This window comes from Salegentibacter maritimus (genome assembly GCF_016236975.1).
GTDB lineage: Bacteria > Bacteroidota > Bacteroidia > Flavobacteriales > Flavobacteriaceae > Salegentibacter > Salegentibacter maritimus.
This window is the reverse complement of record NZ_JAEHNY010000001.1, coordinates 289,440-314,668: the sequence shown is the minus strand read 5'-3', so window position 1 is coordinate 314,668 and position 25,229 is coordinate 289,440. Positions and strand designations below refer to the sequence as shown.

Genomic DNA, 25,229 nt, shown 5'->3' with positions numbered 1-25,229 from the left:
AAAAGGGATTTTTTTTGAAGTTAATTCAGCAATAAATCCCGTTTATTCACGTGTTTCAATTAAAATCTTATGTACGCTTAACGCTAAATTAACAGTATATTTCTTAAATTAGCAACTCTCGAAAATTAGTTGAATTAAAGTATATAAAATTAAGATATGTCAAAAGCGACGATTGAAATAAATGGGAAAAAATATGAATTCCCAATTGTAGAAGGAACCGAAAATGAACAGGGAATAGATATAAAAAAATTGCGTGCAGAAGCAGGTGTTATTACCCTGGATCGTGGGTATAAAAACACCGGTAGCTGCGAAAGTGCCATTACATTTTTAAATGGAGAAGAAGGTGTGCTTCGCTACAGGGGGTATCCTATTGAAGCTCTTGCAGAAAAAGCTGATTTCCTGGAAGTAGCTTATTTACTTATTTTCGGGGAGTTGCCAACTAAGACGCAGTTAGATAAATTTTATGCCGATATTAAGGAAGAGTCTGCAGTAGATGAGGAGATGAAGAAAATTCTTGACGGTTTTCCTAAATCGGCGCACCCAATGGGCGTACTTTCTTCTTTAACAAGTGCACTTATTGCCTTTAACCCATCTTCTGTGAATGTAGAGTCTGAAGAGGATATGTACAAGGCAATAGTGAAAATTTTGGGTAAATTTCCGGTTCTTGCAGCCTGGACACTTAGAAAGAAAAATAGCCTTCCGTTAAATTATGGCGACGATACTTTAGGTTATGTAGAAAACCTACATAAAATGATGTTCGAAAAACCGGGCAAAAGTTATAGCGTAGACAAAGCAGTTATAGATGCATTAGATAAATTATTAATTCTACATGCAGACCATGAGCAAAATTGCTCTACTTCTACAGTAAGAATGGTGGGTTCTTCGCACGCCGGACTTTTTGCTTCAATTTCAGCAGGAATTTCTGCACTTTGGGGACCACTTCACGGTGGGGCTAACCAGGCAGTTATAGAAATGTTGGAAAGAATTAAAGAAGATGGTGGCGATACTAAGAAATTTATGGCAAAAGCTAAAGATAAGGAAGATCCTTTCCGTCTAATGGGCTTTGGTCACCGTGTTTATAAAAACTTCGATCCTAGAGCTAAGATTATTAAAAAATCGGCCGATGAAGTACTTGGGCAACTTGGAGTAGATGATCCTGTTTTGGATATTGCCAAAGGGCTTGAAAAAGAAGCATTGGAAGATCAATATTTTGTGGATAGAAAACTTTATCCAAACGTAGATTTCTATTCAGGAATTATTTATAGGGCACTAGGTATTCCAGTAGAAATGTTTACTGTAATGTTTGCACTTGGTAGACTTCCTGGATGGATCGCACAATGGAGAGAAATGAGGTTAATGAAAGAACCTATTGGTAGACCGCGCCAAATTTATACCGGAGCAAATTTACGCGAATTTAAGGCAGTAGAAGAAAGGTAGAAAATATCTTTTTTTATTAATAAATCTTGAAAAAGCTTCATCATCGTATGAAGCTTTTTCTATATTTGATAAAAATTTACTTGTGAAATTGAATATCAATAATGAGACTTCACGGCTTAGAGCTGTGGTTTTGGGTACAGCTGAAAGCAATGGTCCCGAACCTTCTTTAGAAGAAGCTTACGATCCAAAATCAGCCGAATTCATCAGGATGGGATCCTATCCCAGGGAGGAGGATATGATAGAGGAAATGGAGGCCGTCGCTAAAATTCTGGAGAAATATAAAGTACAGGTATTTAGGCCCAAAGTAATAAAAGATTATAATCAAATTTTTACTCGGGATATTGCTTTTGTGATCGAGGATAAGTTTATAAAGTCTAATATTCTACCAGATAGGGAGCAGGAAATTGAAGCCATTAGTCACGTTATTCAGCAAATAGATCCTTCTAAAGTACTGCAGTTACCCGAAGAAGCTCATATAGAAGGTGGTGATGTGATGCCTTTGGGAGATTATATTCTTGTAGGTACCTATCGTGGTGCAGATTATAAAGATTATATCACTGCACGTACCAATGTGCAAGCGGTAGAAGCTTTACAGGAGTTATTTCCTCATAAAAAAGTGGTTTCCTTTAACTTGAGGAAATCAAATACAGAACCCAGGGATAATGCTTTGCATTTAGATTGTTGCTTTCAACCTGTAGGTAAGGGAAAAGCAATTATTCATAGAAATGGTTTCTTGGAAGAAGAAGAATATAACTGGTTGGTAAATCTTTTTGGGAAAGAAAACGTTTTTGAGATTACCCGGGAGGAGATGTATTATATGAATTCCAATATTTTTTCTATAGATGAAGATATTGTGATTTCAGAAAAAAACTTTACAAGATTAAACTCGTGGTTAAGAGAGCAGGGTATTACAGTTGAAGAAGTGCCTTACGCTGAAATTTCTAAACAGGAAGGACTTTTGCGTTGTTCCACTTTACCTTTAATTAGAGAATAGCATAATGAGACAGATTACAGATGCAATTTTAATGGTGCGCCCGGTGGCGTTTAGAATGAACGAGCAAACTGCGGTAAATAACTATTTTCAAAAAGACTTAACAGCCGATAATGTAAACGAGCGCGCCCAAAAAGAGTTTGATGAATTTGTTATAAAACTTAAAAATGTAGGGGTAAATGTGATTGTGGTAAACGATAAGTTGGAAGACGATACGCCAGATTCTATTTTCCCAAACAACTGGGTTTCTTTTCATGAAAATGGAGATATAGGGCTATATCCTATGTTTGCAGAAAACCGCAGAAAAGAACGCCGATTGGAATATTTTGCCAAACTTGAAGAGGAAGGTTTTCAAATTAAAATCATTGTAGACTATACCGAAGCCGAAGAGCACGATGTCTTTTTGGAAGGAACCGGAAGCTTATTGCTGGATAGGGAAAACCGTAAAGCTTACTGTGCACTATCGGCGCGTGCAGACGAAGATTTACTTATAGAATTTTGTGAAGATTTTGAGTTTACACCGGTTATTTTTAATGCCAATCAAAGTGTAGATGGAAAAAGAAAAGCAATCTATCACACAAATGTTATGATGTGTCTGGCCGAAAACTTTGCCGTAATCTGCCTTGATAGCATAGACGATAAGAAGGAGCGAAAAAATGTACTGAAGCATTTAAATGAGGATGGGAAAGAAGTTATCGCAATTTCTGAAGCACAAATGCACGAGTTTGCCGGCAATATGCTCCAGGTACAGGGTACAGATGATAAATTTCTGGTAATGAGTGCGAGGGCACACAAGAGCTTAAATCAGGAGCTAATAGAGAAAATAGAAAAGCATTGCAAGATTTTAAGCAGTGATCTTCATGTGATAGAAACTTGCGGTGGAGGCAGTGCCCGCTGTATGATGGCCGAGGTTTTTTTACCAAAATCTTAGTCTTACATATTTTTTAGATAAAATAATTAAAGATTTCGTTATAAGCTGAACCTGCCTGTTCGTTCAGGCGGGTAGGTTCAGGTTGATGATTCTGAAGTTTCTTTCCTTTTTTTCTTGAATCTGATGATTGACAAAAGGAGCGAGGGGAGATCAGAAATGGCCGTGGGTCGAAGAGGTTTTAAAGATACGGTTCGTCAAACTGAATTCATTTTCAGCTTCTAACATAATCAAAATGTTCACATCTTATATCTCCGAATAAATTTCGGAGCAGGCTCTGAAATAATTTCAGGATGGCGGTAGGGGAAATTAGTGCTTCCTGAATAACTCCCTTAAAAATAAAATCATAATCCCGGCCGTAAAAAATGCAAAGGGAAGCGAGCTAATAATTAAAAACTTTTGCATTGCGGTTAGTACATTGCTATTGGGTTTAATATTTCCAAGAATAATAATCGCTTGCGAAAAAATAAGGATTAAAATAGCCCAAATTAACCTGAATTTCTTCCTGGGATGCTCCCTGCCTTTATCGCTAAACATGCTTAAAACATAAATAGCCGAATCTACCGAAGTAACCAGAAAACTAATTAGTAATAGTATACTGAGCATATTTGTGAAGTTGGAAAGTGGGAAGGCTTCAAAAAAGCGAAATAAGGAGGTGAAAACATTATCAAACTCCCCTCTATAGGTGTCCATACTTGCTATTAAATCGAATGAAGTCGAACCGAAAACGCTAAACCAAAAAAAACTTCCCAGCGATGGGATAAGCAAAACCCCCAAAATCATCTCACGAATACTCCTTCCTTTTGAAATTCTGGCGATAAAAATCCCGGTAAAAGGAGCCCAGGCCAACCAAAAAGCCCAGTAGTAATACGTCCATTCGGTTAGAAATTCTTTCCCCGGATTGTAGTTGCCCAGGGCTAAACTAAGCGGTATAAAATCTATAATATACTTGGATAGAGATTCAAAAAAGCGGTTAAAAACAGTAAGGATATCTGCCTGTAAAAAGACAAAAAGCATAAGTATGGTTGTGATGTAAATATTCCAGTTGGAGATACGTTTTATACCCTTTTTAATTCCGGTAAATGCCGAAATAAATGCTGCCAAACAAACTATAAAAACTAATAAAATGATAAGCCAAAGCGTACCTGAAGGGCTGGAGCTTAGGTGGCTAATACCTCCTTCAATCTGGGTAGTGCCTAAGCCAATTGCAGCTACCAGTCCAAAAACAGTAGTTAGAATAGTGAGTAGGTTTATGCTTTCTGGTAGGTATTTTATCTTTTTGAACTGCGGTAAACTACTGCCTAATAATATATTCGATTTTTTAACAAATAGGGAATAGGCAATTAGAAGTGCGAAAATACCATAGAAGGCCCAGGCAGTAAAACCCCATTGATAATAGGTGTATTCCAGAGCGATAACTTCGGCACTAGAATCTGTGCTTATGGGGCTGTTTAGAAACATAAAAACCGGTTCCTGTACCGCTCGCAATAAAATCCCTGAACCCATCCCGGCGCTGTATAGCATGGCAATCCAGGAAAGCCTGTTGAATTCCGGTTTTGAACTTCCCAGTTTTATATTTCCAAATTTCGAAAAGGCAATATAAATTAGGAACACAACACATAATAATCCAAGCCAAAGGTAGAAGCCTCCAAAGATTTCACGAACCCAAATAGCGCCAGCTTCTATAAGTTCGTAGAAAAATTCGGTAAAAGAGAAAATGTAGAGTGCTGTAAAAAATAAGATTCCTGCTGCGATATAAAGCAAAGGGTTTTTCAAAAATGACCGGGAAATTTGCTTCAAAATTTGCTGCTGTTCAGTTTATAATGATTTTTTCAAATGTAAAGCATTGAGAGAGATTAAGCTATTTGCTTTTTAGATTCACCTTTGGCAATTTTGTTTAGCATTCCTTCAAAAATAAAGTAATGAAATGGATACATAGCATACCAATACAAGCGACCCCAAATACCTTTTGGCCTAAATGTAGCGGTTTGGTGTAGTACATTTTCTTGGTCTATGCAAAACTCCAGCCAGGCTTCGCCGGGAACTTTCATTTCAGCAAAAAGCAAAAGCCTTCTTTCTTCTTTATCGGCTAAAAGTACACGCCAGAAATCTAAAGAGTCTCCGGAGGCTATCTTATTTGGATGGGTTCTTCCGCGGCGCAAGCCTACTCCTCCAAAGAGTTTATCTATATAACCACGAAATTTCCATAGCCAGTTGCCATAATACCAGCCTGTTAGTCCGCCAATAGCCCAAATACGTTCCAGCACTTCTTCGGGATTTTCGACCTTGACCGATTGTTTGTCTAAGAGGCAACCATATTTTGGAACCTGTATATATTTGTTCAATTCTTTATTAAAGCGGCCGCTGCTTAACGAATCCTTCCAACTGGAAATAACCTGGTTTTGCTCAATTTTATAAAAAGCAAGTTTTATGGCCTCTGTATAGGAAATGGTTTCAATCTTTAAAATATCCTGTAAGCGAGTGTCGTTGGTAATTACCTCTACACTCATACTGTCTACAAGATTTTGAGCCAGTTTATACGAGGTTGAAGTTACAAAATATAGCCAGTAAGAAGAAAGTTTTGGAGACATAACAGGTACGCCTATAATCCAAAGCTTTAAATTTCTAACTTCGGCATATTTTAGCATCATTTCTTTGTAGGTAAGTACATCGGGGCCGCCAACATCAAAAGATTGGTTATAGCATTCTTCTTTGCCAATTACCCCGGTGAGAAATTTAATAATATCGCGAATAGAAATAGGCTGGCATTTGGTCTCAACCCATTTTGGGGTAATCATTACCGGTAATTTCTCACAAAGGTCTCTTATAATTTCAAAAGAAGAACTTCCTGAACCTACAATAATTGCAGCCCTTAAAACAGTGAGTTTAAAACTACCGCTATATAAAATTTCTTCTACTTTTTTTCTTGATTCTAAATGTTTGGAAAGTTTCTCGGTGTTGATAATACCACTTAAATAAATAACCTGGTTTACTGTAGTGCCCTCCATTATTTTATTAAAATTTTGGGCTGCTGTTGCTTCCTGGCTATCAAAATCTTTGGTAGATCCACTCATAGAGTGAATCAGGTAGTAAGCTACATCAATATTCCTTATTTTTTCCGGAGCTTTTTTATCTTTTAAAAAATCGAGTTCTACAATTTCAACCTTTTCCAGAAGCTCCTGGTTAGAAGTAAAGCGATTTTTGTTACGAACAGCACAAACTACTTGGTGACCCTGTTCCAAAAGTTCAGGGAGCAAGCGCATACCAATATAACCATTAGCACCTGTAAGAAGAATTCTCATAGGAAAATTTTAAGCTTAAAATATCAATTAAATTAGTACTTTTCGGGGAGATTAGTAAAACTTTATAAAATGAATAACGTACTTAAAATAGTGCTCCTGATAATTGGGGTTGGAATGATTGGGTATGGAGTATATAGACTAATAACACCCGAATTTGCTATTGATGCTGGCCCATTGCAGGTTGAAGCTCACGGCGACAATACCCAGTCTTATGCCATGATTGGTTTCGGGATTTTAGCACTCATTGGCGGACTTGCTTTCGGGAAGCGTTAATACTATTTAAAAGCATCGCTCAACACCAATATTACCGAGGAGCTTATGTATTCAATCCCAATGGCAATCACAATAAAGCCAATGATTCGGGAAATAGCATTAATGCCTGAAGCGCCTAGCATTTTTACAATATAGTGAGAACTTCGTAATACAAGAAAGGTTGCTAAGCAAACGCCAAGAATGGCTAGTACAGTAATAAGTTTTTGAGAAATTACGGTGTAATCTTCATACATGCCAATTAGTAGAGAAATGGATCCTGGTCCTGCCAACATGGGTATTGCCAGAGGGGTAAGCGAAACATTATTTCTTTGAAAAGCATCGTTTTTTACTCTTTCTTTTTCCATTCCTTTATGTTTGGAAAAAGAGCCGGTGAGCAAAGCGAATCCCGAAGTTACGATAATAAGTCCCCCGGCAATTCTTAGAGACTCAATACTAATCCCAAAAAAATGTAAGATATATCTCCCAATAAAAAACGAAATCAAAAGAATCACAAAAACATTAATAGCGGTAAGTAGTGAAGTTTTTGATTGTTCTTTTGCAGAATATTCACGGGTGAGCCCTACAAAAATTGGCACGGTTCCCAGTGGGTTCATCACAGAAAAGAGTGCGGCAAAAGCATAAATAAATAATTCCATTAATTTTTTTGGCAAAATTGCAACAGCAATAGCTTTTAAAAATTATGAAGAGTTTACGCTTAGATTATAAAAATGAGAGTTGCGGGGAACCGCTTGTAAATTTATAGTTAAAGATCCTCAATTTGCGTAGGGGCGTTATCTGATTTGTAGTCTAAAATCTTTTTAAAATACTTGTGTATCGCGGGTGTGTTGGCTTTTACCTTAATCTTAGAATGATCTTTATAAATAGAATATTCTTCGGCTTTTCCTTTGTAAAGATGTAGCTTATAATAGGGAATTACAAGGGCGTAGGTCTCCAACAGAGATCTAAACATTACTATAATCCCTTTTGGTCGCATTTCAACATTACAGGTATTGGCATTATTATCTAAAACCAATAGGTTATGAATATCAATGCTGGTATCGGTAATATGCAGTTTTGGTGAGCCTGTGCCGTTTAACTTCATACGATCAAGCAGCGTAAACGGCCTGCCCACTTCATTATCGATTTTTTCTTTGGTTTTGCTTCGGTTATAAGAGATATTTAATAACATAGCTTTTTGTTTAAAGATAAGTAAATTACTTCGGGACATGCTCAGGAAGCATTAAGAAAAAATAATTTGCAATTTTAAGACAAGTCCCGGTGTCCCGATAACTATAGGGATTAATCTCGATTATCGAGTAAATTATAGGCAAAAGCCTATTTTCTGTTATCTTTGCAGCGCTTAAAACAATAAATAAAAGTAAAAGATGACAATCCAAAGTACTCTCGCTAACCACGTAAAAGCTGCCGTTAAAAAGGCTTATGATGTTGAAATCGAAAATTTTGAATTTCAACCTACGCGCAAGGATTTTGAAGGCGATATCACTTTGGTTACTTTTCCAATGTTAAAGACGCTTAAGACGAATCCCGTTAAACTTGGCGAAGAAATTGGAACTTATCTAACTGAAAATGTTAGCGAAGTTTCAGGTTTTAATGTGGTAAAAGGTTTTCTGAATATTGTTTTGAGCGATGCCTATTTCCTGGAGTTTTTCAACGGAATGAAAGACAGGAAAGATTTTGGAATACTACCCCCAGCCGAAGAAGCTAAGGGTATTATGGTGGAATATTCTTCGCCAAATACCAATAAACCCCTACACTTAGGTCATATTAGAAATATTCTTTTAGGATTTTCTGTGGCTGAAATTTTAAACGCTGCCGGAAATAAATCTTACAAAACCCAGATTATTAACGATAGGGGGATTCATATCTGTAAGTCTATGTTGGCATGGGAGCGCTTTGGAAACGGTGAAACACCGGAGTCTACAGGCTTAAAAGGGGATAAGTTGGTAGGGAATTACTATGTGAAATTTGACCAGGAGTATAAAAAAGAGGTTGCCGAATTAATGGAGGCCAAAGGAATTTCTGAAGAAGCGGCGAAAGCTGAGGCACCAATTTTGGTTGAAGCTAAACAAATGTTGTTGAAGTGGGAAGCCGGTGATCCGGAAGTGGTGGCCCTTTGGGAAAAAATGAATCAATGGGTGTATCAGGGGTTTGAAAAAACCTATGATTCGCTGGGCGTGGATTTCGATAAAAATTATTACGAAAGCGACACCTATCTTTTAGGGAAAGATGTGGTAAACCAGGGGCTTGAAAAAGGAGTGTTCTATAAAAAAGAAGATGGAAGTGTATGGATAGATCTTACCGATGAAGGCCTTGATGAGAAAATTGTATTGCGTAGCGACGGAACTGCGGTTTATATGACGCAGGATATTGGTACCGCCATTCAACGCGTGAAAGATTTTGATATTAGCGGAATGGTTTATACCGTGGGTAACGAACAGGATTATCATTTTAAAGTCTTGTTTTTAATTCTGAAAAAACTCGGATTTGACTGGGCAGATTACCTTTACCATTTAAGTTATGGCATGGTAGATTTACCTAGCGGAAAAATGAAAAGTAGGGAAGGAACCGTGGTAGATGCCGACGACCTTATTGCCGAAATGGCCGAAACTGCCAAAAATATTTCTGAAGAATTAGGGAAATTAGATGGTTATACCGAGGTTGAAAAAGAGGAACTCTACAAAATTATAGGCCTGGGGGCATTAAAATATTATATTCTAAAGGTAGATCCTAAAAAGAGAATTCTTTTTAACCCTGAAGAATCGGTAGATTTTCAGGGAAATACCGGCCCATTTATTCAGTATACCTATGCCAGAATTCAATCTATAATTAGAAAAGCCGATTTCGATTTTAAAAAACCGGTGGAAGATGCTTATAAATTTCACGAAAAAGAACGTTCGCTAATAAAACAACTTCAGTTGTACCCTGAAACTATTCAACTGGCGGCAGAAAATCATAGTCCGGCTTTAATTGCCAATTATACCTACGAGCTGGTAAAAGAATTCAATTCATTTTATCAAAATATAACCATTTTGGGAACCGAAGATATCACCGAGAAAACTTTAAGGGTACAATTGGCCAATAGCGTAGGCAGTGTTATAAAATCTTCGTTTGGTTTATTAGGAATACAGGTGCCAGAACGTATGTAGGTTTAAATTAAGGAATATTGAATTGGAATGAAATAAAAAGTTTTCACTTCAGGCTCAAATCATTAAATTTGCAATTCCTTCTAAAAAGAGGAATTAGAACTTCGTAGGAAAATAGAAGTTAGTTGAAAAAGTTTTAAATTTCGAGGGAGGCCTCGGTAGAATTATACCCTTTTTGGGATTAAATCACAGGAAAAATTATGTTTGATAATTTAAGCGATAAGTTAGATAATGCCTTACACGTTTTAAAAGGCCACGGCCAGATTACCGAGGTAAACGTTGCCGAAACTCTAAAAGAAGTAAGACGTGCTTTGGTAGATGCCGATGTGAATTATAAAATAGCCAAAGACTTTACCAATACCGTAAAGAAAAAGGCTCTGGGCCAAAACGTATTAACTGCCCTCAAGCCCGGCCAGATGATGGTAAAATTGGTAAAAGACGAGCTTACCGAGTTAATGGGTGGGGAAGCCGAAGGCATTAACCTTTCGGGAAATCCTTCTGTGATTCTAATGTCTGGTTTACAGGGTAGTGGTAAAACCACTTTTTCTGGTAAACTCGCTAACTTCCTTAAAAATAAAAAGACTAAAAAGCCTTTATTGGTGGCTTGTGATGTTTACCGTCCGGCGGCCATTAATCAGTTGCATGTGGTTGGAGAGCAGGTTGGTGTTGAGGTTTTTTCAGACGAAGGAAATCAAGATCCGGTAGCTATTTCTAAAGCTGCTATTGCACACGCTAAAGAAAATGGCCATAATGTCGTAATTATAGATACCGCCGGTCGTTTAGCTGTAGATGAAGCGATGATGACCGAAATCTCGAATATTCACCAGGCCATAGAACCACACGAAACTTTATTCGTGGTAGACTCCATGACGGGGCAGGATGCGGTTAATACCGCAAAAACTTTTAATGAGAGACTGAATTTTGATGGGGTTATCCTTACAAAATTAGATGGTGATACTCGTGGTGGTGCAGCCATATCCATTAAATCTGTAGTTAATAAGCCAATTAAATTTATTGGTACCGGAGAAAAGATGGATGCCTTAGATGTGTTCTATCCAGACCGTATGGCCGACAGGATTTTGGGGATGGGAGATGTAGTTTCCCTTGTGGAGCGTGCCCAGGAGCAATACGATGAAGAAGAAGCGAGAAAACTTCAGAAGAAAATTGCCAAAAACCAGTTTGGTTTTGATGATTTCCTAAAGCAACTACAGCAAATTAAGAAAATGGGGTCTATGAAAGACCTTATGGGAATGATTCCGGGAGCAGGAAAGATGCTTAAAGATGTAGATATTGATGATGATGCCTTTAAAGGAATTGAAGCGATAATCCACTCCATGACCCCTGAAGAAAGAAGTAATCCAAAAATTATAAATTCCAGCCGAAAGAAACGAATTAGTAAAGGTTCGGGAACCTCGGTTCAGGAAGTAAACCAGCTGTTAAAACAATTTAACCAGATGGGAAAAATGATGAAGATGATGCAAGGCGGTGGAGGCCGGAAGATGATGCAAATGATGAAGGGAATGAAATAGTTTGCAGTACGTAAGTTTGCAGTTAGCAGTAAAATGAGTTTTAAAACCTTATACGCATATCAAAAAGCTTTTGATTTAGCAATGGAAGTTTTTAAGCTTTCCAAAAGTTTTCCCTCGGAAGAAAGATTTGCTCTGAGCAATCAAATTGTACGATCATCTAGAAGTGTTTGTTCTGCAATTGCTGAGGCTTATCGAAAAAGAGAATATCCTAAATATTTTACAAATAAACTTACAGACGCCGATTCTGAAAATGCCGAGACACAACTATGGCTTGATTTTGCAGAAGCTTGTGAGTATTTATCAACGAATCGCAAATTAGTTTTGCAAACTCAAAGCGAGGAGGTCGGGAGATTAATAAATTATATGAAAAATAACCCTGGTAAATTTGGAGTCGACACCTGACTGCTAACTGCCAACTAAAGTACTGCTAACTAAGATGACTATATTAGACGGAAAAAAGACCAGTAACGATATTAAAAATGAAATCGCTGCTGAGGTTGAGAAAATTAAAAAAAGAGGGGAAAAGGTACCTCATTTGGCTGCGATTATTGTAGGAAACGACGGGGCCAGCCTAACCTATGTTAATGCCAAAGTAAAATCCTGTAAAAGAGTTGGATTTGAATCTTCTTTATATAGGTTGCCAAATACTGTAAGTGAGCTGGAACTTTTAGATAAGATCGAAGAGTTAAATCAGAATGACGATATAGACGGATTTATTGTACAGCTTCCTTTGCCTCCACAAATAGATACCCAAAAAGTATTAAATGCTGTAGACCCCGATAAAGATGTAGACGGTTTTCATCCTACCAATTTTGGGAAAATGGCCCTGGATATGACTTCCTTTATCCCTGCGACCCCTTTTGGAATTTTAGAACTGTTAGAGCGCTACGATATTCCAACAAAAGGAAAGCATACTGTGGTTATTGGTAGAAGTTATATTGTGGGGAGACCTATGAGTATTTTAATGGGAAGAAGCGGTTTTCCAGGAAATTCAACAGTTACCTTAACGCACGAATTCACTAAAAATATTACCCAAATCACTTCCCAGGCCGATATTATTATTATCGCTGTTGGAATTCCCGATTTCCTAAAGGCTGAAATGATTAAAGATGATGCTGTTATTATTGATGTGGGAATAACCAGGGTGCCAGATGAAGAAGCTGAAAAAGGCTACGTGATAAAAGGAGATGTAGATTTTGAAAATGTAAGTAAGCGTGCTTCATACATCACACCTGTGCCGGGTGGAGTAGGGCCAATGACGGTTTCTATGCTGCTTAAAAATACTTTATTGGCTACCGAACGCCACAAAAAAAGAGCTAAGGAAAAAAGTATGTTGAATAAATAACCTATTCCTATTAGGTGCCAGACTAAAAAAATCCTATTGAGCCTGAAATTTGAATTTAGGCTTGATAGGATTTTTTAGTTATTTAAAGCCGGGAAATTAAGCTTCCTCAAGTTTCCAATCTAAATACTTATGAAGGTCGGTTTCAATAAATCTCAATGCCACGGTTAAAACGGCAAAATCGTCTACATAGCCAAGTCCGGGGATAAAATCTGGCATTAAATCTAAAGGGTTTAAGACATATAAAAGCGCAAAAACTATAGAAGCAATTGTAAACCAGGGTACATTTTTATATGCACCTTTTCTATAATCCTGAAGCATTCCAAACATTAATTTACCAAGTTCTGTATACTTTCTTAGTGTACTGGCATTTACAATTTTATCTTCTATTTTCTCCTGATTTTTTGCTGCTAACTCTACATCTCCATCTTTTACCTGCGCAACACCTTTCTTTAAGTATTCCTCATCAATCTCTTGCTTCTTTTTACTGAACATATTCATAATTCTTCATTTTGTTGATTAGTAGTTGTTTTAAAGTCTGTCATTAGAATTGCCATACTCCTTTTTGTAAATTTTCAGAATTAATAAAAACAAGGAGATAAGCAATGGTCCAAAAATTAATCCAATAAAACCAAAAAGCGGTACTCCAACAATAACTCCAAATAAAGTAATTAAAGGATGTACCGCAGCGAGTCTGTCTAAGATGTACAGTCTAATTAAATTATCGGTAGAACCCACAACCACAAAGCCATATATTAACATAGCAATAGCCTGCCAATTATCGCCCTGAGCCATTAAAAGTATTACTACGGGAATAATTCCAATAGCGGTTCCAATAAATGGAATCATAGATCCTATAGCGGTTATCACAAACCAAAAGAAAGGATCTGGTACTCCCAAAATTAAATAGCCAATAAGGGCTATAACTCCCTGAAAAATTGCCACAAGTGGAATTCCCAGTGCATTAGACCTTACAAGTTGATCGCTTTCCTTACCTATTATTTGTAGGTTTTCATTACCTAGGGGAATGTAAGAAATAAGAGAAGATTTCATAGAGTCCCTTTTTGTGAGCATATAATAAAGCATAAAGTACATAATACCTATTGCGATAAATGCATTAAAAGTGCCACCTGCCAAACTTTGCAGATTTCCAGACATCCAATTGGTGACCGAAGCGGTATCTATAGAATCGCTTAAACTATAGCCAATATAGGTTTCGGCTTCTACTAGTTGATCTTTTATGGCCCTAATTACCCTTTCTGAATTAGCTACTGCTTTACTTATTTTCGAAGAAAGCATAATTACAATCAAAGAAATGGGAACAAGAATTCCTATAAAGGAACCTGCCATTAAAAGTGATGCAGCTACCGTAGGGCTCCAGCCCCTGGCTATTAATTTTTTCATCCAGTTCCGTAAAAGAACATATAGGGTAATGGCTCCCAAAACCCCGGATAGGTATGGAATAATTTCTTTAAAAATTAAAACCGCTAAAAATAAGATGAGCATTAGTACAAAAATTTGGCGTACCAGTGCCGGTTTTAATCTATTCATATTTTTATAGTTGGTTGGTTATTTTGCAAATAATTGATCTTTATTTTTAAAGGCTTTAAATTCTAAGGCATTCCCACAAGGATCTTTAAAAAACATGGTGGCCTGTTCGCCTACCTGCCCTTGAAAACGAATATAGGGTTCAATTTCAAATTCAAGGCTTTTAGATCTTAATAAGTTGGCAAACTCCTCAAATACATCCCATTCCAGGACTACGCCAAAATGGGGTATTGGAACATCTTTCCCATCAACAGGATTACTATGTGCTTTTTCAATCTCTTCTTTTGGTTTGTAATGAATCACCAATTGGTGACCGAAAAAATTGAAATCTACCCAGTGATCGCTGCTTCGGCCTTCGCCGCAACCAAGGGTTTCTTTATAAAATTTTCTGGCTTTTTGTAAATCTGAGACCGGTATGGCTAAATGAAACGGCTGCACCCTCATAAATTGTTACTTTTTAATGTAGACAAAGACATAACTAAAGTTAACAAGTAATCTTAACATGCAGGTAAGCTATTCCGCTAATAATGTGTTAAGATTTATTTTTTTCTAAAACGAATATTTCTTTTTCCAGACTTATTGGTCGTTCGCGATTCTGCTGTTTTGCTAGATTCATTAACCATTTTATTGATGGTAGCTAGCTCTTCCTGGGTGAGGTCACGGTATGCACCAACCGGAACATCCAGGTTTACATTCATAATCCTAATGCGCTTAAGGGCGGTCACTTCATAACCTAAAAATTCGCACATTCTACGAATTTGTCTGTTTAGCCCCTGGGTAAGTATAATCCTGAATTCATTCTTTCCCAACTTTTCTACTTCGCATTTTTTGGTTCGGGTGCCTAAAATGGGAATACCATTCCCCATTCTTCTAATGAAGTCTGAAGTAATTGGTTTATTTACCGATACGATATACTCCTTTTCATGATTGTTTTTGGCGCGCAAAATTTTATTGACAATATCCCCATCGTTGGTGAGAAAGATAAGTCCCTCACTAGGCTTATCTAATCGGCCAATAGGAAAAATTCTTTTTGGATAATTTATAAAATCAATAATGTTATCCTTTTCCACACGGGTATCTGTAGTACAAACAATACCTATGGGTTTATTAAAAGCCAGGTATATATTAGGCTCTTTTTTTGCTGCTTCCGATACCGCTTTTCCATCAACTTTTACCAAATCGCCGGGGGCAATTTTGGTTCCCATTTCCGGTACATTGCCATTAATGGTTACCCGGCCCTGATCTATTAGTTTGTCGGCGGCACGGCGGGAGCAATAGCCTATTTCGCTTAAATACTTATTTATTCGGGTGAGCTTTTGTTCAGACATAAAATGAATTCTGAGGTAAAGATAAGGTGAAAGCCGATGGTTTCAAAGTTTTAGGTTCCAGGTTAAGAATTCAAAATCACTGTTGTTCGGTAAAGAATTAAGATCGCTGCGTTGATATAACCAGGAAAAAGACTTGAATGTAACTGACTGATAACCACTGTTAAGTGATTTCGTGTATTTGGTAAAAGCATTAATTTCCAAGAAAATAGGAGGTTCCAAAATTGTAAAAAAAGCATAAAATGATCCTCTAATCTAGATAAATAGAGGTCTTAAAAGTTTTTACCGGGCATTAGTGATTCAAATTATAACAATTTGACAGTCGTAGTTTTTATTAGGTAAAACCAAAAAAGCCACGAATCCACGAATCATAAATAATATTCGTGTATTGCGGGCAGCTTTTTTTAAGCTGTAAACTTTGCTCTAATATGTCAGGATTATCGTTTTTCAAAACTCTTGCGCCATTTGTTTATTTAGGCAGATTTGTAGTAGGTCCCGCAATTTCAAAAGCAGGTCAGCCGGCATTTCGATCCCGATTTTTCAATCGCTCCAACAAATTAACGACAGATTGCCGCATGCTTCGTCCTTGCAATAAACCTAAAAAAGGCAACCATATTCAGGCAAGGTCAAAAGTCAAACCCCAAACCTCAAACAACAAACCCAAAACAATAGATTATCGCAGAGCCTTTGTTCTCATTAAAACGCATGGAAATAAGAATCATCAAAAAAATATCAGAGGGTACAGGCAACCTTTTGTAACTTTCCTGCGTCTATATAGATAGAAGGCCTTTTTAATTAAGAAATCGGGTGAAAGTAATTCAACTTTTTAAGAGCGAATCTCAACTAATAAAACGCGCGGCTAAAAAAGACCGTAAGGCGCAGCGCCAATTATATGAGTTGCATTCGGGAAAAATGCTAAGTATTTGCCGGCAATATGTTAAAGATATACATCACGCCGAAGAAGTGATGCTTAACGGATTTCTTAAAGTATTTACCCATCTTAAAGATTTTGAATCTAAAGGAAGTTTTGAAGGCTGGATACGTAAAATAATGGTTCGGGAGTCAATTTCTTTTCTTCGGTCACAAAAGAAAATTGTTTTTAGTGATGAAGAAATTGCCGATCCTGGTTTTTATGCTGAAATGAATACAGAACTTAATGTTGCACATATTCAAAACCGTATAGACAATTTACCCGAAGGCTATAGGATGGTTTTTGTATTGTATGCGGTAGAAGGATATAAACACGCTGAAATTGCAAAAATGTTGAAGGTTACCGAAGGAACTTCAAAGTCGCAATTATCTAAGGCGAGAAAAATGTTGCAGGAACAGTTAAAAACACAAAACACATCGGATTATGGAATCAAATAAATTCGAAAAATCAGTAAGGGAGAAACTGGAAAAAAGGCAAATTACTCCTTCTGCTCAAAGTTGGGAGAAGCTGGAGGCAAAGTTAGATGCCAAAAAGGATGGAAATTCCCGGGCAGTTTGGAAATATATTGCCGCGGCAGTTGCCGTTTTATTGGTTGCCGGTACTTTTCTTTGGAACGGGGAAGTTTCAGATACTCCTCAAATTGTAGAGGAACCGATAAATGAGAATATTCAAAAACCGGAAGTAAAACAAGAATTTACACAAGAACAAAATTCCAGTATAGCTTCTGAAGAAAACAAAAAAAAGGAAGAGAGTTCAGTTAAAAAAGCGGTAGGAAATAGAGTTGCCAATAAAACTGAAGCTATAGTAAAAAACGAAAATTCTTTCAAAAATCCAGTTTCAAAAGAAATCGCTGTTGAAGAACTAGTTGTGTTGGAAGAAATAAGCCTGGAACCGCCAATTTCTGAAGAAAAAAAATTTCAATCTAAACTTGAAGAAGTAATTGCTGAAGCCGCTAAAAATGATAAAATTTCTGAGGATGAAGTTGACGTGTTATTGGCAGAAGCGGCATCAGAATTAAGTAGAGAAAGGAATTTAAAATCATATACTTCTACCAACACTATTAATGCGAATGCACTTTTAGCCGAAGTAGAAGATGAGATATACCAGTCTTTTAAAGCCAAAGTCTTTGAGGTCTTAAAAGAAGGTTATCTCAAGGCAAAAACGGCGGTTGCCAATAGAAATTATTAATAACCATCTAAAAATTCCCACAAAGGGGTCATTCATCAAACTATTAAATCAATTATCATGAAAACAATTATTTTTTACGTGTCATTTTCGTTGTTCAGCTTAGGTTTACAACAAGTTAATGCCCAGGAAGAAGCGCCAAAAGCAGTAGAGCTTTCTTCAGAAGAAAGAGCAAAAGAGTTTTTTGAAAAAGAAAAGGCCAAAATTGTAACCGAAGAGAAAGAAAAGCTCAAATACCAAATAGAAATTGTTAACGAGCAGTTGGAAAACGGTATAATCACTCAAGAAGCGGCCGAAAAGAAAAAGAAGGAATTAGCTGAAAAGCACGCTAAAAATATTGAGAACAAAATTGCCATTTTAGAAAACGAAATGGAATTAAGGGATAGAAATGCCGATTCTTCTGGAAGTTATATTGCTTTTGGAAGTAAGGGAAAAGCTGTTGATATTAATATAAATACTAAAAAATACGATAAACGTACCACCAGTGATTTGGTAGTGGCCGCCGGATTTAATAATGCTTTAGAAGAAGGGCAGTCTTTAAATGATTCAGATTTTAAATTGGCAGGAAGCCGTTTTTTCGAAATTGGTTGGGCCTGGAAAACGCGGGTTTTTAAGGAAACCAACTGGTTGCGATTTCGCTACGGACTTTCATTTCAATTCAACGGTTTAAAGCCTACCGATAACCGTATTTTTGTAGAAGACGGAGACCAAACCTATTTGCAGGAATTCTCACTGGACCTGGATAAATCTAAATTTAGAATGGATAACCTGGTAGTTCCTGTCCATTTTGAAATAGGCCCCTCTAAGAGAACAGAAACCGAAAGTAGATTGCATTTTTCAACTTATAAAATGCTAAAGATTGGTTTTGGTGGCTATGCCGGGTTTAATATTGGGGAACGTCAAAAACTAAAGTTTAAGGAAGATGGCGATAAGGTAAAAGAGAAACTAAAGAATAATTATAACACCAATGATTTAGTCTATGGTGTAAGTGCTTACCTGGGCTGGGGTGGTGCCACACTCTATGGAAAATACGATCTAAACCCTATATTTCAGGATCCCAACCGGGAATTACACAATTTTTCTTTAGGACTTAGGTTTGATGTTGATTAGCCAATTTTAAATTGTAATTTTGTCCTCCGAAGAAAGTGGGAGTCTGAAAAGTTTTTAAAATCGTCATTCTGAATTTATTTCAGAGCTTGCTCCTAAATTCATTCGGAGATATAAGATATTGATAATCAAATCATATTAGAAGCTGAAACAAGTTCAGCTTGACGAACCTAAACTTTTTAAGCAACCTCTCTAAAGGTTTAAATAAGACCGTTTTGATCTCAAAAACTACCATAGATAACGTATTTGAAACCGCCCGGGTAGAGGAGGTTATTGGTGATTTTGTTCAGCTTAAAAAATCGGGTTCAAACTTTAAAGGTTTGAGTCCGTTTAGTGATGAGCGTACGCCTAGTTTTATGGTCTCACCGGTAAAACAAATCTGGAAGGATTTCTCTAGTGGAAAAGGAGGGAATGTGGTGGCCTTTTTAATGGAGCATGAGCATTTTACCTATCCTGAAGCCATAAAATACCTAGCCAAAAAATATGGGATTGAGATCGAGGAAACCCAGCAAAGCGACGAGCAAAAACAGCAAGCCGATGAGCGGGAAAGTATGTACCTGGTTTCAGAATTTGCCAATAAACATTTTCAGAAAAATCTACATAAAACCGATTTAGGAAAAGCTATTGGGTTAAGCTACTTTAAAGAACGGGGCTTTACTTTAGAAACGATCAAAAAATTTGAGCTGGGTTATTCGTTAGACGAATGGGACGATTTTACCAAAGAAGCCCTCGCCGAAGCTTATAAACTGGAGTACCTTGAAAAAACAGGCCTTACTATTGTAAAGGGTGAAAAGCAATTTGACCGCTTTAAAGGAAGAGTTATGTTTCCAATTCACTCTATGTCTGGTCGGGTGTTAGGGTTTGGGGGGAGAATTCTTAGCAGTGAAAAAAAAGCTGCCAAATATCTCAATTCACCCGAAAGTGATATTTACCATAAGAGTAAGGTTTTATATGGTATAAATTTTGCCAAACAGGCCATTGCTAAAGAAGACAACTGCTTTCTGGTTGAAGGTTATACCGATGTGATTCAGTTTCACCAAAGTGGGATTGAGAATGTGGTGTCGTCTTCAGGAACTGCTTTAACACCAGAGCAAATAAGGTTAATTAACAGGCTAACTAAAAATATTACCGTGCTGTTTGATGGCGATGCCGCCGGGATAAGAGCTTCGCTTCGAGGAATAGACTTAATCCTTGAACAGGGAATGAATGTTAGGGTTTGTACTTTTCCGGAGGGAGAAGATCCCGATAGTTTTGCGAAAAATAATTCAGAGGAAGCTTTAGCTGAATATCTGCAGGAGAATGCCCGTGATTTTATTAGCTATAAGGCGTCTTTGCTTATGGAAGAAGCAAAGAAAGATCCGGTTAAAAAGGCAGCATTAATAAGGGATATTGTGAGTAGTATTTCTAAAATTCCAGATACTATTCAACAGGAAGTTTATTTACAGGAATGTTCAAGAATAATGGATATTTCTGAAAACGTATTGTTTTCCAGCCTTGCACAATTAAATGCAAAAAGCGGAAGAACTTCTCCGCAGCAAAAGCAACAGAAAAAATCTTTTGATGTAGTAAAAGAAGAGGCGCAACCTAAAACTTCCCGTGTAGACGAACAATATGAACTTGAGAAAAAGATTATTAGTCTTTTATTGCAATATGGTACTGTAGAAGAAGAGTTTGAAGACCTGGTGCTAAAAGAAAAAGAAGATGGGGAGTTTGGCCTGGAAAAGGAAATACAGAAAACCAGGGTGTTTGAGAAGATATTCCTGGATTTGCAGGAAGATGAAATTGCTTTTGCCAATCCTAAATTCAGGGATATTTATACCCAATTGATTGCCCGGCTAAACAGTGAAGAAAAATTTGAGGTCAGGAATTTTATCAATGATATAGACCCCGATCAGGCTTCAGAGATCACTTCAATTTTAATGGAAGAAGAGCAATACAAGTTGCACGAATGGGAAAGGCAAAATATTTTTGTAAAAGCAAAAACTGAAACTATTTCAAGACACGTTAGCGAAACCATTCTTTCTTTACGCAGGTTTTTAATAAATCAAAAAATTAACGAGCTTTCCGAAAAGGTGAAAACTCCATCCGAAGAGCAACAAACCGAGCATATATTAGAAGATGTAAAGGATTATTTGACTTTAAAGAAAGTGCTTTCAGAAAAACTGAACCGCGTTATGTAGTGTTTATTTGTAATAGGCGCGAACGTGTAATAAGATCTGCCACATTATCTACCTGTAATTTTTTTAGCAATCTGGTTTTATAAGTACTTACTGTTTTTTCGTTTATGGAAAGGGCTTCCGCGATATCTTTATTTCGTTTGCCGGCAGAGATAAGATTTAAAACTTCAGATTCTCTAGTGGAAAGTTTCTTAAATTTTGCAATTAAATTTCTTCCGGGCGATATACCTGCATTCAGCTTATCGGTAATTTTTTTGTTGAGGTAAATGCCGCCTCTTGCTACCTGGTAAATGGCTTTTTCAAGTTCATCGGGTTTTGCCATTTTAGAGATATAACCTGCTGCTCCCGCTTTAATAGCACTTAATGCATAAACCTCTTCAGGATGCCCGGTAAAAACAAGCATTTTCACTTTGGTATAGTCAGTTTTTATGGTACGAAGAGCATTTATGCCATTAATTTCGGGAAGGTCTATTTCAATAATCAAAACATCGGGTTGGCGCTCGCTTAAAAAACCATATAATTCCATTCCGCTATGAACATTACCCACAACTTCAAGAGCCGGATTGTTTCTTAAAATATACCGAATCCCCTGATGCACCACAGGATGATGATCTGCAATTAATACTGTGCTCATAATATTAAATTTGCTTAAAAAATACGCCCGGGTAGGGCAAGCGCATTTATACTATTAAATTTAACAGAATTTATTCTTGATTCCGTTTTATGAGCACATTATTCGATAAAGTGATTATTTTTTAAGACTAATGGGAATGTTGCAGATGGGTATTGGATTCATTTTGTGGGAGTTAGCGCGATGTCTTCTTTGATAAATTGTAAAAACCTCCCGTTTTCGCCCATCAAAATCTTCAGCCGATTTCCCTTCTTCTGCTGCTTTCATGGCCCATTCCAATTCTGGGTAAGAGGCGCCAATTTGATCTTCGTCGCTACGGCTGTCTCCATATAAGCCATCGGTAGGTAGTGCTTCTATAATTTCCTGGATCACTCCTAAAAACTTTGCGATTTCATAGACCTCTGTCTTCATAAGGTCGGCAATGGGGCTTAGGTCTACACCTCCGTCTCCGTACTTGGTATAAAATCCTACTCCAAAATCTTCTACTTTGTTTCCCGTTCCTGCTACAAGATAGCTATGCAAACCTGCAAAATAATAGAGTGTAGACATTCTTAATCTTGCCCTGGTATTTGCCAGGCTAAGTTCTAATGTTTCAGAAGCTTCAACCTCCGGGACAACCTGTTTAAAATTCTCGAATACCGAGCTTAGGTTAACTTCCAGGTTGCTCACGTTGGCATAGTGGGTTTTTAACCAGCTAATATGTTGTTGCGCCCTGGTTACCTGATTTTTATGCTGGTGAATAGGCATTTCAATACAAAGCGTACGCAAACCGGTTTTGGCACAAAGCGCTGAAGTTACAGCAGAGTCAATGCCCCCGCTAATACCAATTACAAAACCATGCATTCCGGCATTGGTAGCGTAATCTTTTAACCAGTTAACTATGTGGTTTACCACTTTTTCAGCTTGCATAATTTTGGGTGATTAAATTTGTAAATAATACCTTTGCACACAAATCTACCATTTAAACATAATTATTAAAAGGCCACGGCGTTAAAGCCTTCATAAAGAATCCTTATGATTAGAAAAATAATTTTTTTATGTTGTATGTTCGCCTTCGTTTCCTGTAATGAGGAAAGCAGAATTGAAAAAGAGATTGCGAAGGTGCCGGTAGATTTTGAAGTGGTAAGGTTTGATAAAAAGTTTGCTGAAGCCGATCCCGAAAAACTTATGGATTTAAAACAGGAATATCCTTTTTTGTTTCCGCGGCAATTTTCAGATAGTGTTTGGATAGCAAAATTGAACGATACTATTCAGCAGGAAATAAATAAAGAAGTTGGTGAAGCTTTTCCTTCTTTTAAAAATAAAAAAGCAGAACTCCACAGTCTTTTTCAGCATGTTAAGTATTATTTTCCAAAATTTAAAGCACCAAAAGTGTTTACAGTGACTTCTGAAGTTGACTATAAAAATAAAGTAATTCTTCAGGAGAATTATTTATTCATTTCCCTGGATACGTATTTAGGGAAAGACCATCATTTTTATATTGGAATTCAGGAATTTTTAAAGAAGAATTTTAAGAAGGAACAAATACTTCCGGATGTTGCCAACGCATATGCCCAAAAATATGTAAAAAGACCCAGGTCAAGAACTTTTCTAGCGCATATGGTGTACTACGGGAAGCTTTTATACTTAAAAGATAAGTTTATTTCTGAAGTAACTGATGCAGAAAAAATAGGCTATACTGAAGATGAACATACCTGGGCGAAAAATAATGAGGCGCAAATATGGCGGTATTATGTAGAAAATGAGTTGCTTTTTGATACCGATTCCGAATTGTATTCACGGTTTTTGTATCCAGCACCTTTTTCAAAGTTTTATCTACAATTAGATGCCGATTCTCCGGCAAAGCTGGGGCAATATATAGGCTGGCAAATTGTAAGAAGTTATATGGAAAAAGCCAACGCATCTTTACAGGAAATGATTGAAACAGATGCCGAAACAATATTTAATAAAGCGAATTTTAAACCAAGAAAGTAATGTCAGCATATAAAAAGTCAGAAATAAATATAGAGGTGGTTACCGATGAGAATCGTGTACCGGAAGAGATTAGCTGGAGTGCCGAAGATGGAAATGTTTATAAAGAAGAGGCTAAGGCTTTAATGCTCTCTGTATGGGATAGTAAAGCGCAGGAGACCTTGAGGATAGATCTTTGGACCAAAGATATGCCGGTAGATGAAATGAAGAAATTTTTTCATCAAACCCTTGTTTCTATGAGCGATACGTTTAACCGTGCTACACAAGACGAGAAAATGACTGCGACTATGAAAGATTTTTGCGATTATTTTGCCGAGAAATTAGAAATTACCCAAAAGTAATTAGTCTAAACCCGGTTTAAACAATATTTATATTGTGGGTAAAGCGACACTAAGCATTAAATCCTGCTTATCGAGTGGAGAAACTTATTTTTGTATATAACGCGTTTTCCGGAACACATAATGCTGTTCTGGATGCGCTGTATAAAATGGTAAGTCCCAAATCTTCTGCATGTAACTTTTGTAAAGTAACACACGGTGTTTTTTCGGAAAATCCACAATGGAGAAAATACAGGCAGGCTTCAGAAGTGGGGATGAAATTTCTTCATTTAGACGAATTTCAAAAGCAATATGCTTCAAAGTTTGGTTACAAATATACTTTTCCAATAATTTTATGGGAAGATGAAGGTGAAATGGGAGTTTTTGTGACTACAGAAGAATTGGAACAAGTTTATTCAGCTGAAGAGCTGATAGCGATAATTGAAGATCGGCTTAAATTTTAGGAGCCTAATTATTAGCCTTTAATTCATTATTTATAGAATCGATATATTCCAGAATTTCTTCCTGTCCCAGTTTGGCAGTTGCCGAGCTTATAAAAAACTCTGGCATTTCCTCCCATATTTCCAGCATCTTTTCCTGGTAATTGTTGATGTTTTTCTCAAGAACCTTTGGCTTTAGCTTATCGGCTTTTGTGAAAATAATACAAAATGGAACCTGGTGTTCGCCAAGCCATTGCATAAATTCCATATCTATAGGCTGCGGATCGTGCCTACTGTCTATAAGTACAAAAGCGCAAATTAATTGCTTGCGTTTATCAAAATATGCAGTGATAAATTTTTGAAAAGTACGCTTTGTAGATTTAGAAACCTTCGCATACCCATAACCCGGTAAATCTACCAAATGCCACTCTTTATTGATTAAAAAATGGTTGATAAGTTGTGTTTTTCCAGGCTTGGCCGAGGTTTTTGCAAGTGCTTTTCTACCTGTAAGCATATTTATTAAAGAAGACTTTCCCACATTACTACGGCCAATAAAAGCGTATTCCGGAAGCTTGCTATCCGGGCATTTATCTACACGTGTATTGCTTACCACAAATTCGGCCGAATTGATTTTCATTGTAATTCTTTTTGA

The 25,229-nt window shown here is 37.0% G+C and carries 26 protein-coding genes; 15 read left to right on the top strand and 11 right to left on the bottom strand.

All coding sequences use genetic code 11. The features are described from left to right. The first annotated feature begins 156 nt into the window (after positions 1-156). From I6U50_RS01470 to ctlX, 3 genes are all read left to right on the top strand, one after another. Positions 157-1,437 carry a citrate synthase gene (locus tag I6U50_RS01470; protein ID WP_193710337.1) on the top strand — a complete coding sequence of 427 codons (1,281 nt, stop codon included), beginning with the start codon at positions 157-159 and terminating at the stop codon, positions 1,435-1,437. Between the two features lie 82 nt (positions 1,438-1,519). Beyond that, positions 1,520-2,431 (top strand): dimethylarginine dimethylaminohydrolase family protein, encoded by a 912-nt coding sequence (locus I6U50_RS01465; RefSeq protein WP_198637598.1) that lies wholly within the window; start codon positions 1,520-1,522, stop codon positions 2,429-2,431. Positions 2,432-2,435: 4 nt separating this feature from the next. Next, positions 2,436-3,359 (top strand): citrulline utilization hydrolase CtlX, encoded by a 924-nt coding sequence (gene ctlX, locus I6U50_RS01460; RefSeq protein ID WP_198637597.1) that lies wholly within the window; start codon positions 2,436-2,438, stop codon positions 3,357-3,359. Between the two features lie 306 nt (positions 3,360-3,665). Here the strand turns inward: ctlX and I6U50_RS01455 are convergent, their stop codons facing one another. Both I6U50_RS01455 and I6U50_RS01450 read right to left on the bottom strand, forming a co-directional pair. Next, positions 3,666-5,132: a BCCT family transporter gene (locus I6U50_RS01455; RefSeq protein ID WP_232805847.1), complete on the bottom strand. Its 1,467-nt coding sequence runs from the start codon at positions 5,130-5,132 to the stop codon at positions 3,666-3,668. Between the two features lie 80 nt (positions 5,133-5,212). Continuing rightward, positions 5,213-6,658: an SDR family oxidoreductase gene (locus I6U50_RS01450; RefSeq protein ID WP_198637596.1), complete on the bottom strand. Its 1,446-nt coding sequence runs from the start codon at positions 6,656-6,658 to the stop codon at positions 5,213-5,215. Positions 6,659-6,727: 69 nt separating this feature from the next. Between I6U50_RS01450 and I6U50_RS01445 the strand changes: the two genes are divergently transcribed. Then, complete coding sequence (locus I6U50_RS01445; RefSeq protein ID WP_193710341.1) at positions 6,728-6,931, top strand: hypothetical protein; 204 nt, start codon at positions 6,728-6,730, stop codon at positions 6,929-6,931. Between the two features lie 2 nt (positions 6,932-6,933). Here I6U50_RS01445 and I6U50_RS01440 read toward each other — a convergent pair whose 3' ends face one another. Together I6U50_RS01440 and I6U50_RS01435 are read right to left on the bottom strand one after the other, a co-directional pair. Beyond that, entirely contained in the window at positions 6,934-7,566 is a 633-nt protein-coding gene (locus I6U50_RS01440; RefSeq protein WP_198637595.1) for a MarC family NAAT transporter, read from the bottom strand. Between the two features lie 107 nt (positions 7,567-7,673). Continuing rightward, positions 7,674-8,099, bottom strand: coding sequence for a hypothetical protein (locus I6U50_RS01435; RefSeq protein ID WP_193710343.1), 426 nt, complete (start codon positions 8,097-8,099; stop codon positions 7,674-7,676). 196 nt (positions 8,100-8,295) lie between these two features. Here I6U50_RS01435 and argS point away from each other — a divergent pair, with 196 nt between their 5' ends. The 4 genes from argS (at position 8,296) to I6U50_RS01415 (ending at position 12,948) form a co-directional block, all read left to right on the top strand. Further along, entirely contained in the window at positions 8,296-10,077 is a 1,782-nt protein-coding gene (argS, locus tag I6U50_RS01430) for an arginine--tRNA ligase (RefSeq protein ID WP_198637594.1), read from the top strand. A 197-nt stretch (positions 10,078-10,274) separates the two neighbouring features. Next, positions 10,275-11,603 carry a signal recognition particle protein gene (ffh, locus tag I6U50_RS01425; RefSeq protein WP_193710345.1) on the top strand — a complete coding sequence of 443 codons (1,329 nt, stop codon included), beginning with the start codon at positions 10,275-10,277 and terminating at the stop codon, positions 11,601-11,603. A gap of 33 nt (positions 11,604-11,636) precedes the next feature. Next, positions 11,637-12,005, top strand: coding sequence for a four helix bundle protein (locus tag I6U50_RS01420; protein WP_193710346.1), 369 nt, complete (start codon positions 11,637-11,639; stop codon positions 12,003-12,005). Between the two features lie 34 nt (positions 12,006-12,039). Then, positions 12,040-12,948, top strand: a complete 909-nt coding sequence (locus I6U50_RS01415; RefSeq protein ID WP_193710347.1) for a bifunctional 5,10-methylenetetrahydrofolate dehydrogenase/5,10-methenyltetrahydrofolate cyclohydrolase — start codon at positions 12,040-12,042, stop codon at positions 12,946-12,948. A gap of 96 nt (positions 12,949-13,044) precedes the next feature. Here I6U50_RS01415 and I6U50_RS01410 read toward each other — a convergent pair whose 3' ends face one another. The 4 genes from I6U50_RS01410 to rluF form a co-directional block, all read right to left on the bottom strand. Next, positions 13,045-13,446, bottom strand: coding sequence for a YkvA family protein (locus I6U50_RS01410; RefSeq protein ID WP_317191837.1), 402 nt, complete (start codon positions 13,444-13,446; stop codon positions 13,045-13,047). 30 nt (positions 13,447-13,476) lie between these two features. Then, positions 13,477-14,496, bottom strand: a complete 1,020-nt coding sequence (locus tag I6U50_RS01405; RefSeq protein WP_198627463.1) for an AI-2E family transporter — start codon at positions 14,494-14,496, stop codon at positions 13,477-13,479. Positions 14,497-14,514: 18 nt separating this feature from the next. After that, positions 14,515-14,937, bottom strand: a complete 423-nt coding sequence (locus tag I6U50_RS01400) for a VOC family protein (protein WP_198627464.1) — start codon at positions 14,935-14,937, stop codon at positions 14,515-14,517. A 95-nt stretch (positions 14,938-15,032) separates the two neighbouring features. Continuing rightward, positions 15,033-15,821 carry a 23S rRNA pseudouridine(2604) synthase RluF gene (rluF, locus tag I6U50_RS01395; RefSeq protein WP_198637593.1) on the bottom strand — a complete coding sequence of 263 codons (789 nt, stop codon included), beginning with the start codon at positions 15,819-15,821 and terminating at the stop codon, positions 15,033-15,035. Between the two features lie 804 nt (positions 15,822-16,625). Here rluF and I6U50_RS01390 point away from each other — a divergent pair. The 4 genes from I6U50_RS01390 to dnaG all read left to right on the top strand — a co-directional run bounded on the left by I6U50_RS01390 (position 16,626) and on the right by dnaG (position 21,221). Beyond that, on the top strand, positions 16,626-17,186 hold the full coding sequence (locus tag I6U50_RS01390) for an RNA polymerase sigma factor (RefSeq protein ID WP_198637592.1): 561 nt from the start codon (positions 16,626-16,628) through the stop codon (positions 17,184-17,186). Further along, entirely contained in the window at positions 17,173-17,937 is a 765-nt protein-coding gene (locus I6U50_RS01385) for a hypothetical protein (RefSeq protein ID WP_198637591.1), read from the top strand. Before I6U50_RS01390 ends, I6U50_RS01385 begins: the two co-directional genes overlap by 14 nt. A 57-nt stretch (positions 17,938-17,994) precedes the next feature. Then, positions 17,995-19,044, top strand: a complete 1,050-nt coding sequence (locus I6U50_RS01380; RefSeq protein WP_198637590.1) for a hypothetical protein — start codon at positions 17,995-17,997, stop codon at positions 19,042-19,044. A gap of 212 nt (positions 19,045-19,256) precedes the next feature. After that, positions 19,257-21,221 carry a DNA primase gene (gene dnaG, locus I6U50_RS01375; protein WP_198637662.1) on the top strand — a complete coding sequence of 655 codons (1,965 nt, stop codon included), beginning with the start codon at positions 19,257-19,259 and terminating at the stop codon, positions 21,219-21,221. Here the strand turns inward: dnaG and I6U50_RS01370 are convergent. Further along, a complete protein-coding gene (locus I6U50_RS01370; RefSeq protein ID WP_193710354.1) occupies positions 21,214-21,852 on the bottom strand; it encodes a response regulator in 639 nt (212 codons plus the stop codon). The two genes, dnaG and I6U50_RS01370, sit on opposite strands and share 8 nt — an antisense overlap. A 114-nt stretch (positions 21,853-21,966) precedes the next feature. Further along, a complete protein-coding gene (gene nadE / locus I6U50_RS01365) occupies positions 21,967-22,758 on the bottom strand; it encodes an NAD(+) synthase (RefSeq protein ID WP_198637589.1) in 792 nt (263 codons plus the stop codon). A gap of 105 nt (positions 22,759-22,863) precedes the next feature. Between nadE and gldB the strand changes: the two genes are divergently transcribed. The 3 genes from gldB (at position 22,864) to I6U50_RS01350 (ending at position 24,601) form a co-directional block, all read left to right on the top strand. Next, complete coding sequence (gene gldB, locus I6U50_RS01360; RefSeq protein WP_198637588.1) at positions 22,864-23,823, top strand: gliding motility lipoprotein GldB; 960 nt, start codon at positions 22,864-22,866, stop codon at positions 23,821-23,823. Beyond that, positions 23,823-24,161 (top strand): gliding motility protein GldC, encoded by a 339-nt coding sequence (gene gldC / locus I6U50_RS01355; protein WP_198637587.1) that lies wholly within the window; start codon positions 23,823-23,825, stop codon positions 24,159-24,161. The genes gldB and gldC overlap by 1 nt, the downstream gene beginning before the upstream one ends. 74 nt (positions 24,162-24,235) lie before the next feature. After that, positions 24,236-24,601 carry a GTPase gene (locus I6U50_RS01350; RefSeq protein WP_198637586.1) on the top strand — a complete coding sequence of 122 codons (366 nt, stop codon included), beginning with the start codon at positions 24,236-24,238 and terminating at the stop codon, positions 24,599-24,601. A 4-nt stretch (positions 24,602-24,605) separates the two neighbouring features. Here the strand turns inward: I6U50_RS01350 and yihA are convergent, their stop codons facing one another. After that, positions 24,606-25,214, bottom strand: a complete 609-nt coding sequence (gene yihA, locus I6U50_RS01345; protein ID WP_193710359.1) for a ribosome biogenesis GTP-binding protein YihA/YsxC — start codon at positions 25,212-25,214, stop codon at positions 24,606-24,608. Between the last annotated feature and the right edge of the window lie 15 nt (positions 25,215-25,229).

Coding starts and splice junctions, on each gene's coding strand:
- I6U50_RS01370 (WP_193710354.1), bottom strand. CDS start 21,852: ATGAGCACAGTATTAATTGCAGATCATCATCCTGTGGTGCATCAGGGG.
- I6U50_RS01470 (WP_193710337.1), top strand. CDS start 157: ATGTCAAAAGCGACGATTGAAATAAATGGGAAAAAATATGAATTCCCA.
- I6U50_RS01450 (WP_198637596.1), bottom strand. CDS start 6,658: ATGAGAATTCTTCTTACAGGTGCTAATGGTTATATTGGTATGCGCTTG.
- I6U50_RS01420 (WP_193710346.1), top strand. CDS start 11,637: ATGAGTTTTAAAACCTTATACGCATATCAAAAAGCTTTTGATTTAGCA.
- I6U50_RS01440 (WP_198637595.1), bottom strand. CDS start 7,566: ATGGAATTATTTATTTATGCTTTTGCCGCACTCTTTTCTGTGATGAAC.
- ffh (WP_193710345.1), top strand. CDS start 10,275: ATGTTTGATAATTTAAGCGATAAGTTAGATAATGCCTTACACGTTTTA.
- I6U50_RS01415 (WP_193710347.1), top strand. CDS start 12,040: ATGACTATATTAGACGGAAAAAAGACCAGTAACGATATTAAAAATGAA.
- I6U50_RS01445 (WP_193710341.1), top strand. CDS start 6,728: ATGAATAACGTACTTAAAATAGTGCTCCTGATAATTGGGGTTGGAATG.
- rluF (WP_198637593.1), bottom strand. CDS start 15,821: ATGTCTGAACAAAAGCTCACCCGAATAAATAAGTATTTAAGCGAAATA.
- I6U50_RS01380 (WP_198637590.1), top strand. CDS start 17,995: ATGAAAACAATTATTTTTTACGTGTCATTTTCGTTGTTCAGCTTAGGT.
- I6U50_RS01385 (WP_198637591.1), top strand. CDS start 17,173: ATGGAATCAAATAAATTCGAAAAATCAGTAAGGGAGAAACTGGAAAAA.
- I6U50_RS01435 (WP_193710343.1), bottom strand. CDS start 8,099: ATGTTATTAAATATCTCTTATAACCGAAGCAAAACCAAAGAAAAAATC.
- gldB (WP_198637588.1), top strand. CDS start 22,864: ATGATTAGAAAAATAATTTTTTTATGTTGTATGTTCGCCTTCGTTTCC.
- I6U50_RS01405 (WP_198627463.1), bottom strand. CDS start 14,496: ATGAATAGATTAAAACCGGCACTGGTACGCCAAATTTTTGTACTAATG.
- I6U50_RS01410 (WP_317191837.1), bottom strand. CDS start 13,446: ATGAATATGTTCAGTAAAAAGAAGCAAGAGATTGATGAGGAATACTTA.
- argS (WP_198637594.1), top strand. CDS start 8,296: ATGACAATCCAAAGTACTCTCGCTAACCACGTAAAAGCTGCCGTTAAA.
- yihA (WP_193710359.1), bottom strand. CDS start 25,214: ATGAAAATCAATTCGGCCGAATTTGTGGTAAGCAATACACGTGTAGAT.
- gldC (WP_198637587.1), top strand. CDS start 23,823: ATGTCAGCATATAAAAAGTCAGAAATAAATATAGAGGTGGTTACCGAT.
- ctlX (WP_198637597.1), top strand. CDS start 2,436: ATGAGACAGATTACAGATGCAATTTTAATGGTGCGCCCGGTGGCGTTT.
- nadE (WP_198637589.1), bottom strand. CDS start 22,758: ATGCAAGCTGAAAAAGTGGTAAACCACATAGTTAACTGGTTAAAAGAT.
- I6U50_RS01400 (WP_198627464.1), bottom strand. CDS start 14,937: ATGAGGGTGCAGCCGTTTCATTTAGCCATACCGGTCTCAGATTTACAA.